14 protein-coding genes and 1 other RNA gene are annotated in these 14,679 nt (G+C 63.9%); 12 read left to right on the top strand and 3 right to left on the bottom strand.

Annotation, left to right across the window (positions count from 1 at the left end):
• The first annotated feature begins 9 nt into the window (after positions 1 to 9).
• Positions 10 to 873 (top strand): prephenate dehydratase, encoded by an 864-nt coding sequence (locus tag LB525_RS15210; protein ID WP_224526763.1) that lies wholly within the window; start codon positions 10 to 12, stop codon positions 871 to 873.
• Between the two features lie 276 nt (positions 874 to 1,149).
• Here LB525_RS15210 and LB525_RS15215 read toward each other — a convergent pair whose 3' ends face one another.
• Genes LB525_RS15215 through LB525_RS15225 form a run of 3 tightly spaced genes read right to left on the bottom strand, consistent with a single transcriptional unit; the run spans position 1,150 to position 2,867 of the window.
• Positions 1,150 to 1,452, bottom strand: coding sequence for a Dabb family protein (locus LB525_RS15215; RefSeq protein WP_140843772.1), 303 nt, complete (start codon positions 1,450 to 1,452; stop codon positions 1,150 to 1,152).
• A 10-nt stretch (positions 1,453 to 1,462) separates the two neighbouring features.
• On the bottom strand, positions 1,463 to 2,404 hold the full coding sequence (nudC, locus tag LB525_RS15220; protein ID WP_224545215.1) for an NAD(+) diphosphatase: 942 nt from the start codon (positions 2,402 to 2,404) through the stop codon (positions 1,463 to 1,465).
• Between the two features lie 43 nt (positions 2,405 to 2,447).
• Positions 2,448 to 2,867 carry an HIT domain-containing protein gene (locus tag LB525_RS15225; RefSeq protein ID WP_224545216.1) on the bottom strand — a complete coding sequence of 140 codons (420 nt, stop codon included), beginning with the start codon at positions 2,865 to 2,867 and terminating at the stop codon, positions 2,448 to 2,450.
• Between the two features lie 183 nt (positions 2,868 to 3,050).
• On the opposite strand from LB525_RS15225, the gene ffs reads away from it, so the two are divergent.
• The 11 genes from ffs to LB525_RS15280 all read left to right on the top strand — a co-directional run bounded on the left by ffs (position 3,051) and on the right by LB525_RS15280 (position 14,554).
• Positions 3,051 to 3,147, top strand: an RNA gene (gene ffs / locus LB525_RS15230) — signal recognition particle sRNA small type.
• 106 nt (positions 3,148 to 3,253) lie between these two features.
• Positions 3,254 to 5,068, top strand: coding sequence for a DNA polymerase III subunit gamma/tau (locus tag LB525_RS15235; protein WP_224545217.1), 1,815 nt, complete (start codon positions 3,254 to 3,256; stop codon positions 5,066 to 5,068).
• A 21-nt stretch (positions 5,069 to 5,089) separates the two neighbouring features.
• On the top strand, positions 5,090 to 5,413 hold the full coding sequence (locus tag LB525_RS15240) for a YbaB/EbfC family nucleoid-associated protein (RefSeq protein ID WP_095765991.1): 324 nt from the start codon (positions 5,090 to 5,092) through the stop codon (positions 5,411 to 5,413).
• Positions 5,414 to 5,630: 217 nt separating this feature from the next.
• The gene (locus LB525_RS15245; protein ID WP_224545218.1) at positions 5,631 to 6,611 is read left to right on the top strand and encodes a cell wall hydrolase; all 981 of its coding nucleotides are present in this window, start codon (positions 5,631 to 5,633) and stop codon (positions 6,609 to 6,611) included.
• A 180-nt stretch (positions 6,612 to 6,791) separates the two neighbouring features.
• Positions 6,792 to 7,397 carry a recombination mediator RecR gene (gene recR, locus LB525_RS15250; protein WP_224545219.1) on the top strand — a complete coding sequence of 202 codons (606 nt, stop codon included), beginning with the start codon at positions 6,792 to 6,794 and terminating at the stop codon, positions 7,395 to 7,397.
• Positions 7,398 to 7,588: 191 nt separating this feature from the next.
• Entirely contained in the window at positions 7,589 to 8,866 is a 1,278-nt protein-coding gene (locus LB525_RS15255) for a lytic murein transglycosylase (RefSeq protein WP_224545220.1), read from the top strand.
• 268 nt (positions 8,867 to 9,134) lie between these two features.
• Positions 9,135 to 10,772 carry an ABC transporter substrate-binding protein gene (locus tag LB525_RS15260; RefSeq protein WP_411971029.1) on the top strand — a complete coding sequence of 546 codons (1,638 nt, stop codon included), beginning with the start codon at positions 9,135 to 9,137 and terminating at the stop codon, positions 10,770 to 10,772.
• Between the two features lie 15 nt (positions 10,773 to 10,787).
• On the top strand, positions 10,788 to 11,855 hold the full coding sequence (locus LB525_RS15265; protein ID WP_224545221.1) for an ABC transporter permease: 1,068 nt from the start codon (positions 10,788 to 10,790) through the stop codon (positions 11,853 to 11,855).
• 196 nt (positions 11,856 to 12,051) lie between these two features.
• On the top strand, positions 12,052 to 12,978 hold the full coding sequence (nikC, locus tag LB525_RS15270; RefSeq protein WP_224545222.1) for a nickel transporter permease: 927 nt from the start codon (positions 12,052 to 12,054) through the stop codon (positions 12,976 to 12,978).
• Positions 12,975 to 13,811, top strand: a complete 837-nt coding sequence (locus tag LB525_RS15275; RefSeq protein ID WP_224545223.1) for an ABC transporter ATP-binding protein — start codon at positions 12,975 to 12,977, stop codon at positions 13,809 to 13,811. The genes nikC and LB525_RS15275 overlap by 4 nt, the downstream gene beginning before the upstream one ends.
• Positions 13,808 to 14,554: an ABC transporter ATP-binding protein gene (locus tag LB525_RS15280; protein ID WP_224545224.1), complete on the top strand. Its 747-nt coding sequence runs from the start codon at positions 13,808 to 13,810 to the stop codon at positions 14,552 to 14,554. The genes LB525_RS15275 and LB525_RS15280 overlap by 4 nt, the downstream gene beginning before the upstream one ends.
• Positions 14,555 to 14,679 lie beyond the last annotated feature (125 nt).

The following is a 14,679-nucleotide window of genomic DNA, read 5'->3' on the forward strand; positions in this document are numbered from 1 at the left end:
GACATCAGCATGCCTGAAAAGACCAACAGAATTTCCTTCCAGGGCGAGCCCGGCGCCAATTCCGACACGGCGTGCCGCAACATGTTCCCCGCGATGGAGCCGTTGCCGTGCCCGACCTTCGAGGATGCCTTCAACGCGGTCGAGACCGGCAAGGCCGATCTCGCCATGATTCCGATCGAGAACACCATCGCCGGCCGCGTCGCCGACATCCACCACCTCTTGCCGGAATCGAAGCTGCACATCGTCGGCGAATATTTCCTGCCGATCCATTTCCAGCTCATGGTGCTGCCGGGCGTGAAGCGCGAAGAGATCAGGACCGTCCACAGCCACATCCACGCGCTCGGCCAGTGCCGCAAATATATCCGCAAGAACGGCTGGAAGCCTGTGGTCGCCGGCGACACGGCGGGTTCGGCCAAGATGGTGTCGGAGGTCAGGGACCGCACCATGGCCGCGCTGGCGCCGGCTTTAGCCGCCGAGCTCTATGGGCTCGACATCGTCGAGAAGAATGTCGAGGACACCGACTCCAACGTCACCCGCTTCGTCGTGCTGACCAAGAACAAGCAATGGGCGGAGCGCCCCGCGCCAGACGCCAAGATGATGACCACCTTCATCTTCCGTGTCCGCAACGTGCCGGCCGCGCTCTATAAGGCCATGGGCGGCTTCGCCACCAACGGCATCAACATGACCAAGCTCGAGAGCTACCAGTTAGGCGCCTTCACCGCGACGCTGTTCTACGCCGACATCGAGGGCCACCCGGACGATCCGCTGGTCAAGCTGGCGCTGGACGAGCTGCGCTTCTTCTCGCGCGAGATGCGCATCCTCGGCGTCTATCCGGCCAGCGCCTCGCGCGAGCAGTGGAAGGTAGCGGACTGAACGGTCTTCGGTCCGTAAGCTGAGGGCTCAAAGGGCACGACTACCCCTCGGGGATTGGCAGAGGCCTTCGAGCTTCGTCATCCACGGGCGGAGCAAGGAGCGAAGCGACGCGCGCAGACCCGAGGATCCATTCCGTGACTTCGACGCGCTGCGATGGTCCAGAATTCTGCTCCGCTGCACCTTCGGCAGAGTCACGGCATTCCAGGGTCTCCGCTACGCTCCGCCCTGGCATGACGATGTCACGGGAGGCGCTAGTCTCGATGTCAGCGCTGTCGTTCAGCCAAACCCCAACGGCACGTAGTCGATCTCCATGAACTTCTCGACCTCGGGCACCCAGCGGTCGCGCACGAAGGCGACATGGTCGGGGTGCTCGTTGTAGCGAGTATAGGCCGCCTGGTCGGCGAATTCCATCGAGAAGCCGAACTGGTAATCGTTCTTCGGGCTCACCTGCCGCAACTGCTCGAAATGCGTGACGCCCTTGATCCCGGTCAGGATCTTCTTCGCATCGTGCAGGAAGCGCTTCGTCTCCAGCGATTGCAGCGGATGCTTCAAAGTGAACACGACGGTGTGGCGGATCATGTCTCGGCTCCTATTCGCTGTCGACCCAGGCGCGGATGAGGTGATGGGCGATTGCCCCTTTCGGCGGTGTAATCAGGCCCTCGGCATGCTGTCTGTCCAGCATGGTGCGCACCTCGTCGCGGAAGAACCAGCGGCAGTCCTCCAGCTCGTTGAGGTCGGCCTGGATATCCTCGTTAAGGGGCTCGCCGAAGCAGCCGATCATCAGCGAATAGGGGAACGGCCAGGGCTGGCTGGCGTGGTAGACGACGCGGCCGAGCCGGATGCCGGCCTCTTCGAGCGTCTCGCGCCGTACCGCCGCCTCGATTGTCTCGCCCGGCTCGATGAAGCCTGCAAGCGCCGAATACATGCCCGGCGCGAAATGCCTGCCGCGCCCCAATAGGCATTTCTCGCGCGTCACCGTCAGCATGATTGCCACCGGATCGGTGCGCGGGAAATGGTCGGTGCCGCAGGCAGGGCAATGGCGCCGGTAGCCGCCGGCGCGCATCTCCGAGCGGTTACCGCATTTGGAGCAGAAGGCATGGCTTACGTGCCAGGCAAGCAGCGCCGCGCCTTGCGCCAGCGCGCCGGCCGCCGCCTCGTCGACCAGCCCTTGCATATAGACGGAACGATAGTCGATCGCCTTGATCGTCTCGGGCAGCTTTTCCGGCTCGATGCCGGCGGGCACGGCCAGCACCGGCCCGCTGTCAGAGAAGCCGAGCAGCACGCCGCGATCGAGTGCGGCTTCGAAAGCTCCACTCTCATCCGTCCTGAACCAGGGGTCGAACGTGCCATCCTCGAGTTTGAGATAGAGCCGGCCGGCATGCATCAGCATCAGCCGCGCGGCCTGGTCGGCCAGCGCTTTTTCGACCGCATCATCGGCGCGGTTCTCGGACTGCCGATCGATGCGGTTGCCGGCGAAACCGACGAATTGGCTGGGCTCGCGCAAGGGCGCGTCGAACAGGCGGAAGCTCATGGAAACTCGGGTGGGCTCGATGTGCGGATGGACACTGGTCAGCTTATAGCGCCGCCTTGATCGTTTCGGCAAACCGCCTGATATCGGAGCGCTGGTAGGGCTCGCGTATGCCATAGCCCCAGACCGGTCCCGGCCAGCCGGGATCGCCCTCCGAGCGGGCGACGACGTGGACATGCAGCTGACGCACGATGTTGCCGAGCGCGCCGGTGTTGATCTTGGTGCATCCGGTCACCCGCTTCAGCGCCTGCGCCACCATATTGGTCTCGAAGGTCAGCATCGCCTGGTCGAGCGGCGTCAGGTCGTGAATTTCCTCCACGCCCGGCCGCTGTGGCACCAGAACCAGCCATGGCCAGCGGCGGTCGTTCATCAGCCTGAGCTCGCAAAGGCCAAGCCACAAAAGCTGCTCGCTGTCCGCCTCCAGCCGGGCGTCCAGCGTGAATCCGGCCTCGAGGCCCGGCAGCATGAGCGTTTCCTTCGCTTTTGTTGCAAGCATTTTCCAAACCAGGAACGCTAGAGCGGCGGCAGGGTGGCTGCAAGCGATTCATTGACCGCCATTATCGATTTGAAGGACTTTCCGCCTTCGATGCGGTTGCGGGTTGCAGCTCGGCCCTTGCATTTCGCCGCTGAATTGCCGATATGGAGCGCGGGAGGTTGGTGGTGGACGATCCACTCGCCAACCGGGTCAGGTCCGGAAGGAAGCAGCCCTAACGAGCCCGGAACGGGTCATTGTTCCAGCCTCCCACCTCTTCGCCTTTCTCCCGCGACATTGACGGCGCCAAGCCGTGCGGGTGAGACTATGCGCAGGAATCGGCCGCCTTCCGTCGCGGTCCTGGGAGCTTTTGACGGCGAATGAGCGAAGCCGGAAATTTGGGGCCACAAAGCCTGGAGACTGGCAAGGCCGCCGCTTATCGCGTCCTGGCGCGCAAATACCGCCCTTCGAATTTCTCCGAGCTGATCGGCCAGGAGCCGATGGTTCGCACGCTGACCAACGCCTTTGCCACCGGCCGCATCGCCCAGGCCTGGATGTTGACCGGCGTGCGCGGTGTCGGCAAGACGACGACCGCGCGCATCCTGGCGCGGGCCCTCAACTACAAAACCGCAACCGTCGACCAGCCCTCCGTCGACCTTTCGATCCTCGGCGAGCATTGCCAGGCGATCATGGAAGGCCGCCATGTCGACGTCATCGAGATGGACGCCGCCTCCCATACCGGCATCGACGACATCAGGGACATCATCGACCGGGTGCGCTACGCACCGGTCTCGGCGCGCTACAAGGTCTACATCATCGACGAAGTGCACATGCTCTCCACCCAGGCCTTCAACGGCCTGCTGAAGACGCTGGAAGAGCCGCCGCCGCACGTCAAATTCATCTTCGCCACCACCGAGATACGCAAGGTTCCGATAACGGTCCTGTCGCGTTGCCAGCGCTTCGATCTCCGCCGCATCGATGCCGGCGCGCTTGTCGGGCATCTGTCCTCGATCGCGGCCAAGGAAGGTATTACCGTCGACGACGAGGCGCTGGCGATGATCGCGCGGGCCGCCGAAGGCTCGGCGCGCGATTCGCTCTCCATCCTCGACCAGGCGATCGCCCATGGCAGCGGCACGGTCAGCGCCGAGGCGGTGCGAGCCATGCTCGGCCTTGCCGACCGCGCCCGCATCATCGACCTGTTCGAGCATGTCATGAAGGGCGATGTCGCAGCGGCCTTGGCCGAATTCCGCGCGCAATACGACACCGGCGCCGATCCGGCCGCCGTGCTTACCGATCTTGCCGAGTTCAACCACCTCGTCACCCGCCTGCGCTTCGTGCCGGCGGCAGCCGACGATGCTTCGCTTTCCGAGGATGAGCGCCGGCGCGGCGCCGAATTCGCCGGCACGCTTTCGGTGCGCGTGTTGTCGCGGACCTGGCAGATGCTGCTCAAGGGTATTCCTGAGGTGCAGTCTTCCAACCGCCCGGTCAGCGCCGGCGAAATGGTGTTGATCCGCCTGGCGCATGCCGCCGACCTGCCGACGCTGGACGAGGCGCTGAAATCGCTGGAAGGTGCGGCCCCGCAGTCGAATGTGGCGCCGCGCGCCAACGGAACACCCGCGGGGTCCGGCAATGGCAGCGCAACTGCTGTCGCGCAGACCCGGGTGCCAGCTTCCCCCGGCGGCGCGCAGACGATGCGCCTGGTCGAGGCGCAGCCTGTGCCGGATACCTTCGTTCCCGCGCCGGAGCCGGTCGCCGAGGCGCCTGTCGTTCCAGTGAAATCGCTGGCCGACATCGTTGCGCTTGCCGACGCCAATCGCGACATGGCCTTCAAGGTGCTGCTGAAACGCTGCGTGCGGCCGGTTCGCATCGAGCCCGGCCGGCTCGACGTTGCCTTGACTAACGACGCGCCGAAGATGCTGCTCAACGACCTCACCGCTAAGCTGCGCGCCTGGACCGGGCGCAACTGGCTGGTGTCGCTGTCGAAGGAAGAAGGCGGCCAGACATTGGCCGAGATGGAGACGACGAAGCGCGAGAATGCCTTCTCCGACGCCAAGAGCGATCCCGTAGTCGCGGCCATTCTCGCCCGTTTCCCTGGCGCCAAGATCATCGATGTGCGCATCCCGGACGTCCCGGATGTGGAAGAGGCCGAGGCCGACCTGCCGGTCGAGCCGGCGGCCGATGACGACGAGACCTGAAACATTTATGAGGACCAACCGATGAAAGATCTTCTCGGCCTGATGGGCAAGGCGAAGGAAATGCAGGCCAAGTTCCAGGCCATGCAGGACGAGATCGCCACGCTTGAAGCCACCGGCCAGGCCGGCGGCGGTCTGGTCAGCATTACGCTTACCGGCAAGTTCGAAATGAAGACGCTGAAGATCGATCCGTCTCTGATCAAGGCGGACGAAGCCGAGATCCTGGAGGACCTCATCCTGGCCGCCCACAATGACGCCAAAAATAAGGTCGAGCAGATCATGCAGGAGAAGACCAAGGCGTTGACGGCAGGCTTGCCGATCCCGCCCGGAATGAAATTGCCTTTCTGAGGCGGTGTCCGCCAGTTAATTGATTATGAACGGAAATTGAGTCCAGCCTGCAATATTAACCATTTTGCCGGCAATGCTCACGGGCTCATTTCGCGGCATTCATAAAGTTTTACCCAAGTCCAGAAGTTGCTAACCTTCTAGCCATCTTTTTGCCTGAAAGAGTCTCATTCTTGCCACATCTCGGGGCGGGCTGGCATCTGGACATGAGGCTTTTTTGGTGATCGCGACGCGATGGAAGACGCCGCTGCTGCTTATCGGCATCGTCACTTCCCCCTTGCTCCTGGCCGGTTGCAGCCAGACCACTTCCTCCCATGGCATGTCGGTGTCGGGTCTGACCGACGCCCTTACGCCGAGCTTCCTCAGCTCGCGCTCCTATACGATGAAGGACAAGGAATGCCTGCAAAGGGCGATGTTCTTCGAGTCCAACCGGTCGAGCCGTGACGGCATGATCGCCGTCGGCACGGTCGTGATGAACCGGCTGCGCTCGGGCCAGCATGGCAACACCATCTGCGAGGTCGTCGGCGAGAGGGGCCAGTTCGCGCCCGGCGTGCTGACGCGGCCGATGAACTCCAGGGCGCTGCCCGACGTCGAGGAAGCCGCGAACGCGGTGCTGAAAGGCGAGCGCAAGGCCAAGCTCAAGAACACAATGTATTTCCACACCGCCGGCCTGCGCTTCCCTTACAAGAACATGCATTACACCATGGTGGCCGGCGGCAACGCCTTCTATGAGAAGCGCGGCCGCAACTGGCAGCCGCTGCCGGACGAGCCGATGGTCGCCATGGCCTCCGACAAACAGCAGAAAATCGACCCTGCCGCCCCCGTGCTGGTGGCTTCCGCCGAGCCGGTGGTCAAGACGATCGTACGCCCGGATCCGGCCAAGCAGGCCGCGATGAATGCGGCCGAACCGACGCTTCCGGCCAAGGCGGCAATCGTTCCGGCCGAAGCGACCTATGTGACGGCTGCTGCTCCTTCGCAGAAATCCGGCCGCCTCGCGCAGAAGCCGATGGTCGTGGCGATGCAGGAGCCGATGGCCGAGCCGGACGCCTCGCGTTTCGGCGGCACGCTCAAGGGCCGCTACGTCTCTTCGGTGCCCAGCGCGCCGCAGGAAGCGTCGATGGGCTTCCAGTCGACACCTGAGAACACCGACGCCATCGGCGCGATGATCGCCAGCCAGGATCGGCCGCTCGAAACCAACTGAGCCCTGCCATGGCAGCATGGCGGGCCCTCCGCCCTTGCTGGCTGTTCCAAACCGCTCTGAAAAATCCTGGATCAGTCCACCGTTTCAAGAAGCGGCGAACTGATCCATCTTTTCCCTTGCACGCAATTCGGGACGGAAAACCGCTTCGCACTTTTCCTGGAATTGCTCTAGATCAGGGCGATGTCGAAGAGAATCGCCGGTCCGGAAATCGAACGCCTGATCCAGCTCCTGGCCAAGGTGCCGGGGCTAGGGCCGCGTTCGGCGCGGCGCGCCGCGCTTCATCTCATCAAGAAGAAGGAACAGCTGCTCGAGCCCCTGGCTGCCGCCATGAGCGAAGCGGTCGACAAGGTGCGCATCTGCTCGACCTGCGGCAATGTCGATACCGCCGATCCTTGCATGATCTGCACCGACCCACGCCGCGACGCCAGCACGCTGATCGTCGTGGAAGACGTCTCGGACCTCTGGGCGCTGGAGCGCGCGGCGGCTATGAACGTGCGCTACCATGTGCTGGGCGGCACGCTGTCGCCGCTCGACGGTATCGGTCCCGACCAGCTCAACATCCGCTCGCTGGTCGACCGCGTTGCCGGCGGCGAGGTGAAGGAAGTCATCCTCGCCGTTAATGCGACCGTCGAGGGGCAGACGACGGCGCACTATTTGACCGATCAGTTATCGGGCTTCGATGTGAAGGTGACGCGGCTCGCGCATGGCGTGCCGGTCGGAGGCGAGCTCGACTACCTCGACGAAGGCACGCTGGCCGCGGCGCTGCGGTCGAGGACGGCGTTTTGAGGGGATTGGAGAGGGGCCGCGCTGTGACTGGAATGCGTCCTTCGAAGCCAGCGCGAGGCACCCCCCTCTGTCCTGCCGGACATCTCCCCCTCAAGGGGGGAGATTGGCAGCTTCGCCCCCAGCGCTCTTCCTGCAAGGTTGGCGATTGGCGAAAGCCAACGCGACGGCCGATCTCCCCCCTAGAGGGGGAGATGTCCGGCAGGACAGAGGGGGGCGCGAAGGAACGCGGCCTCTACGGATTGGCCGTCACGATTTTCGTTGTAATCGTCATGGCGCTCGGCGTTTCGATTCCCACCCAAGCCGCCCCCATCGACGACCAGTTCCAGGCCTGGCTTCAAACCGACCTCTGGCCCGAAGCCAAGTCCAAGGGCATCTCGAAAAAGACCTTCGGCGAGGCCTTCCTCGGCGTGAAGCCGAACCTGAAACTGCCCGATCTCGTCCTGCCCGGCGAGAAGCCGACGACGCCTGAGAAGCAGCATCAGGCCGAGTTCGGCCCGCCGGCCAGCTACTTCGCCGAGAAGGTCATCCGCGCCGTCACCTCGGGCGGAAGGACTCGCGAGAGCGCCAATGCCCGGACACTCGGGCTGATCGAGAAGCGCTATGGCGTTCCAGGCGAGATCGTGCTGGCGATCTGGGGCCGCGAGACCGGATTCGGCGCGGCCAAGATGCCTTACGACGCCTTCGAGGTGCTGGGCACCAAGGCGTTCATGTCGACCAAGAAAGACTTCTTCCGTACCGAGGTGCTGGCGGCGCTCGAAATCGTCGAGCGCGGACTGGCGCCGGTCAATGCGATGAAATCGTCCTGGGCCGGCGCGCTCGGCCAGCCGCAATTCATGCCGACCTCCTTCTTGAAGCATGCCGTCGATTTCGACGGCGACGGCCGGCCTGATATCTGGAATTCGACGCCCGATGTGCTCGCCTCGATCGCCAACTACCTCGTCCATTATGGCTGGGTGAGGGGGCGCGGCTGGGGGGCCGAGGTGACGGTGCCGGCAAATGTGTCGTGCTCGCTCGAAGGACCCGACCGGGGCAAGAGGATCTCCGATTGGGTGGCGATGGGCATCAGGCGCGTCGACGGCAAGGCGTTTGCGGCGAGCGAATTGAAGGCCGAGGGCTTGCTGCTGATGCCGGCCGGGCGCAGCGGTCCGGCCTTCGTCGTGACGCCGAACTTCTATGTGCTGAAGCAATACAACAACAGCGATCTCTACGGCCTGTTCATCGGTCATGCCGCCGATCGCATCGCCAAGGGCGACGCCGCCTTTGTCGGCGGCTGGGGCGCGGTCGGCGATCTCCACCGCTCCGATATCGCCGTCCTGCAGCGGGCGCTGGAGGCCAAGGGCTACGATGTCGGCAGCGCCGACGGCCTGCCCGGCTTCAAGACCCGTCGCTCCATCGGCATCTGGCAGGCAAAGAACGGCAAGCCGGCCACCTGCTTTCCCGATGCGGGCCTAGTCGCGCAGCTGAAATAGCGGCTGCCTCGCAAGGGGCGGAGCTGATAATTTTTTGCGGATTGGCGGCTTCAATTAGCCGGCGCATGGGTCGACTCATGCGGCTCGTCTGGTCCTCCGATATAGCGTCTCGCAAAATGTCCGTTGCCGGTTCGAGAACCGCTGAATAGGGTGTTGACCAACTGGACAAAAAACACGACGGTAAGCGGTCAAAGCCGCAGCCGGCCTTGCAAAGAACAATACAGCCCTGAGCCGGGAACTCAGGTCAACAAAACAGGGAACGATCACTATGATGCTGGAAAAGTTTGCTCTCCGCTCGCGCGCCTTGCTTGCGGGCGCCGCGCTGTCCGCGCTGCTCGCCGCGCCCGCTTTCGCGGTCACGCCCGCCGATACGCTGGTCGAGGGCTTTGCCATCGACGACATCATCTCGATGGATCCGGGCGAAGCGTTCGAGCTGTCGACGGCCGAGGTGACCGGCAACACCTATGATCTTCTGGTCCGCCTCGATCTCAGCGACACCTCCAAGGTCAAGCCCGACCTCGCCGAGAGCTGGACCGTTTCCGATGATGGCCTGACTTATACGTTCAAGCTGAAGCCCGGCATGAAATTCGCCTCCGGTAATCCGATCACCGCCGCCGACGTCGCCTATTCCTTCGAACGCGCCATCAAGCTCGACAAGAGCCCGGCTTTCATCATCAACCAGTTCGGCATCACCGGCGACAACGTCACCGAAAAGGCCAAGGCCGTCGACGACACCACCTTCCAGTTCGTCGTCGACAAGGCCTATGCGCCAAGCTTCGTGCTCAACTGCCTGTCGGCCACCGTCGCGTCGGTCGTGGACGCCAAGCTGGTCAAGGAACATGTCGCCGCCGCCACGCCGAGCGCCGACTACAAATGGGACAACGATTTCGGCAATGCCTGGCTGAAGACCGGCTATGCCGGCTCCGGTCAGTTCAAGCTGCGCGAATGGCGCGCCAACGAGGCCGTCGTCCTGGAGCGCAACGACAACTACAACGGCGAGAAGGCCAAGCTCGCCCGCGTCATCTACCGCAACATGAAGGAAAGCTCGGCACAGCGCCTGGCGCTCGAAGCCGGCGATATCGACGTCGCCCGCAATCTCGAGCCGAACGACCTTGATGCCATTGCCAAGAACGCCGATCTCACCACCACCAGCGCGCCGAAGGGCACGGTCTATTACATCAGCCTCAACCAGAAGAACCCGAACCTCGCCAAGCCCGAGGTGCGCCAGGCGTTCAAATATCTGGTCGACTACGACGCGCTCAGCACCACCATCCTCAAGGGCATCGGCGAGATCCATCAGTCCTTCCTGCCCAAGGGCGATCTCGGCGCCATCGACGATAACCCGTTCAAGCTCGACGTCGCCAAAGCCAAGGAATTGCTTGCCAAGGCCGGCCTGCCGGACGGCTTCAAGGTGACCATGGACGTGCGCACTGGACAGCCGACCACCGGCATGGCGGAATCGATCCAGCAGACGCTCGGCCAGGCCGGCATCAAGCTGGAGATTATTCCGGGAGACGGTAAGCAGACGCTGACCAAATACCGCGCCCGCAACCACGACATCTACATCGGCAACTGGGGCCAGGACTATTTCGACCCGAACTCCAACGCCCAGACCTTCGCCTCCAACCCGGACAATTCCGACAACGCCAAGATCAAGACGCTGGCCTGGCGCAATGCCTGGGACATTCCGGACCTGACCAAGGAAACCGAGGCGGCATTGCTGGAGAAGGATGCGGCTAAGCGTGCCGACATGTACAAGGATCTGCAGCAGAAGATCATGGACACCAGCCCCTTCGTCATCATCCACCAGCAGCTGGAAGTGGCGGGCTTGCGGAAGAACCTCCAGGGCTTCAAGCTCGGCCCGAGCTTCGATACCAATTTCGTCTGGGCGGTCTCGAAGCAGTAACCCCGGGCGCGACGCGTGAGCGTAGCTGAAAACCAGGCGGCGGCCGGGCGCGGCAGCGCCCGCGCCATCGCCATCCTATCGTCGCTCGGCCGCTTTCTGATCATTGCGGTGACGACCTATCTCGGTCTGCTCGCGGTGACCTTCTTCATCGGCCGAGTCATCCCGATCGATCCGGTGCTGGCCGTTCTCGGCGACCGGGCGCCGACGGCCGTCGTCGAGCGCACGCGCCGCGAGATGGGTCTCGACCTGCCCTGGATCGAGCAGTTCTACCTCTATGTCAAAAGTGCGTTGAGCGGCGACTTCGGCACGTCGGTGCTGACTACCAATCCGGTGATGACGGATATCCGCCGCGTTTTCCCGGCGACCATCGAGCTGGCGACGCTGGGCACGATCATCGGCGCCGTCATCGGCGTGCCGCTCGGCGTGCTGGCCGCCGTCAAGCGCGGCAGCCTCATCGACCAGGTCGCCCGCATCGTCGGCCTCATCGGCTATTCCGTGCCGATATTCTGGCTGGGTCTGCTCGGGCTGGTGCTGTTCTACGCCAAGCTGCAGTGGATCGCGTTTCCGGCGCGGCTCGATGTCGTCTACGAATACACGTTCACGCCGATCACCGGCTTCTACCTGCTCGATGCCGCGATCCAGAGGCAGTGGGACGTCTTCTACGACGCCTGGCGCCACATCGTCCTGCCGGCTTCGCTGCTCGGCTACCTGTCGCTTGCCTATATCAGCCGCATGACGCGTTCCTTCATGCTGAACGAGCTGGCGCAGGAATATATCGTCGCAGCCCGTGCGAAAGGCCTGTCGGAGACGCGCATCATCTGGGGCCACGCGCTGCGCAACGCCGCCGTGCCGATGGTGACTGTGATTGCGCTTTCCTACGCCAACCTGCTCGAAGGTTCGGTGCTGACCGAGACCGTCTTCTCCTGGCCGGGCATCGGCCTCTACATCACCAACTCGCTGCAGAACGCCGACATGAACGCCGTGCTCGGCGGCACCATTGCCATCGGCTCGGTCTTCATCGCCATCAACCTTTTCTCCGATCTGCTCTACCGGCTGCTCGATCCAAGGACGAAGACCGAATGATCGGAGCTATTGCCGTTTTGGGCTTGGCCGCGGCCAACCACCCCCGCTCCGGCCCTTCGGGCCACCTCTCCTCGTGCCTGGGGGAGAGGACAAGCCGGTCGCACGCTTGGCGCCTTTCCTCACGCCCGTCGAACGGGGGAGAGGTGGTCTGCGAAGCAGACCGGAGTGGGGGCCGACTACTTCAGGAGGCATTGTCATGACCGCCGCCGACGCCGGCGCCTTCTCCCGTCGCGCATGGCTGCTGAGCGACCGACCGGCCTCGCGCCTGCAGGCAAGGCTCGGCCGCTCCTATGTCGCCTGGCGCCGCTTCTCCGCCAATCGCTTGGCGCTGGTCGGCATGCTGATTATCATCGCGCTGCTGGTGGTCGCCGCCCTTGCCGATGTGCTGGCACCGTATTCGCCGACCGTTGGCGATCTCAAGAACGCCCGCCTGCTGCCGCCCGGCGCCGCGCACTGGTTCGGCACCGACGATCTCGGCCGCGACATCTATTCACGCATCGTCTATGGCTCGCGCTGGACGCTTTATGTGGTGATCCTCGTCGCCATCATCGCCGCGCCCATCGGCCTGCTGGTTGGCACGATCGCCGGTTATGCTGGCGGCTGGACCGACACGATCCTGATGCGCATCACCGACATCTTCCTCGCGTTTCCGAAGCTTGTGCTGGCGCTGGCTTTCGTCGCGGCGCTCGGACCCGGCATCGAGAATGCCGTGCTGGCGATCGCCATCACCTCATGGCCGCCCTACGCGCGCATCGCGCGCGCCGAGACGCTGACGGTGCGCAATTCCGACTACATCAAGGCGGTGCAGCTGATGGGCGCCTCGCCCTTCCGCATCGTGCTGCGCCACATCATGCCGCTCTGCATCTCCTCGCTGATCATCCGCGTCACGCTCGACATGGCCGGCATCATCCTCACCGCCGCCGGCCTTGGTTTCCTCGGTCTCGGCGCGCAGCCGCCATTGCCCGAATGGGGCGCGATGATCGCATCCGGACGCCGCTTCATCCTCGACCAGTGGTGGGTGGCCGCAGCCCCAGGTGCCGCCATCCTCATCGTCAGCCTTGGCTTCAACCTGCTCGGCGACGGCCTGCGCGACGCGCTCGATCCCCGGAGTGGCGACCAATGAGCGACACGCTTCTCGAGGTCGACGATCTGCGCGTCACCTTCCCGACCCGCACCTGCCTCGTGCAGGCGGTGCGCGGCGTCTCCTTCTCGCTCGGCCGCGAGCGGTTGGGCATCGTCGGCGAAAGCGGCTCCGGCAAATCGCAGACCGGCCGCGCCATCATGGGGCTGACCCCGCCGCAGGCTGAGGTCTCGGCGAAGAAGCTCGCTTTCGACGGCATGGACTTGCTTTCCATATCGCCGCGTGAGCGCCGGGCGCTGCGGGGAAACCGCATCGCCATGATCCTTCAGGATCCGAAATATTCGCTCGATCCGGTCATGACCATCGGCCGCCAGATCGTCGAGACGCTGCGCACGCATGAGAAGGTAGGAAAGACCGAAGCGCGCGAACGGGCGCTGGCGATGCTGCAGGCGGTGCAGATCCGCGACCCGGCCCGCGTCTTCGATCTCTATCCGCACGAGGTCTCGGGCGGCATGGGCCAACGCGCCATGATCGCCATGATGCTGGTCACCGGACCCGAATTGATGATCGCCGACGAGCCGACCTCGGCGCTCGACGTCACCGTGCAGCTCGACGTGCTCAATATCCTCGACAAGCTCGTCGCCGAGCGCGGCATGGGGCTGATCTTCATCTCGCACGATCTGCGCCTGGTCTCCTCCTTCTGCGACCGCGTCGTCGTCATGTATGCCGGCAAGGTGGTCGAGCAGATCAAGGCTTCGGAGCTGCGCGACGCTCAGCACCCTTACACGCGCGGCCTGCTCAACTGCATGCCCAGAATCGGCTTCGAGCGCCATCCGCTGCCGGTGCTCGACCGCAAGCCGGAGTGGGCGGCATGACGGCTTCCATCACTGTCGAAGGGCTGGAAGTGGTCTTCGACCGGTTTCGCGCGCTGAAGGGCGTCAGCCTCGAAGTCAGGGAAGGCGAATCCTACGGCCTCGTCGGCGAAAGCGGTTCCGGCAAGTCGACGCTGCTGAGAGCAATCACAGGTCTCGCGCCGGTTTCCTCGGGCACCATTACCGTCAAGGGCAAGACGCTCGGCAAAACCCGCGACAAGGCGTTTTATCGCGAGGTGCAGATGGTCTTTCAGGATCCGTACGGCTCGCTGCATCCGCGCCAGACGGTCGACCGCCTTCTGCAGGAGCCCCTCGCGATCCATGGCATTGCCGACGGCGAGAAGCGCATCGAGCGCGCGCTGGACGAGGTAGGGCTTGGCAAGGGCTTCCGCTTTCGTTACGCGCACCAGCTCTCCGGCGGCCAACGCCAGCGCGTCGCCATTGCGCGTGCGCTGATCCTCGAACCTTCGATCCTGTTGCTCGACGAGCCGACCTCGGCGCTCGACGCTTCGGTGCAGGCGGAGGTGCTGAACCTGCTGGAGGAGGTCCGGCGGCGCCGCAAGCTCACCTTCCTGATGGTCAGCCACGACCTCGCCATCATCACCCATATGTGCGAGCGGCTGATGGTGATGCAGAATGGCGAGGCCGTGGAGACGCTGACCGCGAGCCAGCTGATCGGCCATCGCGTCAGCGAGGATTATACGCGCAATCTGTTGAGGGCCAGCGAAGGATTTGTGAGGGTTTAGCCCGCAATTGCCAAGCCGCGTCCCTGCCCAGGTGTACCGGGGAGGACTTTATCTGGGGCAGGCCCAATTGACTGGACTTCGTGCCGACTTGAGCAAAACGTGAAATAAGGCCAGAAGGGGTTTCA

The organism is Mesorhizobium sp. CA16, from assembly GCF_020165175.1.
Classification (GTDB): Bacteria; Pseudomonadota; Alphaproteobacteria; order Rhizobiales; family Rhizobiaceae; genus Mesorhizobium.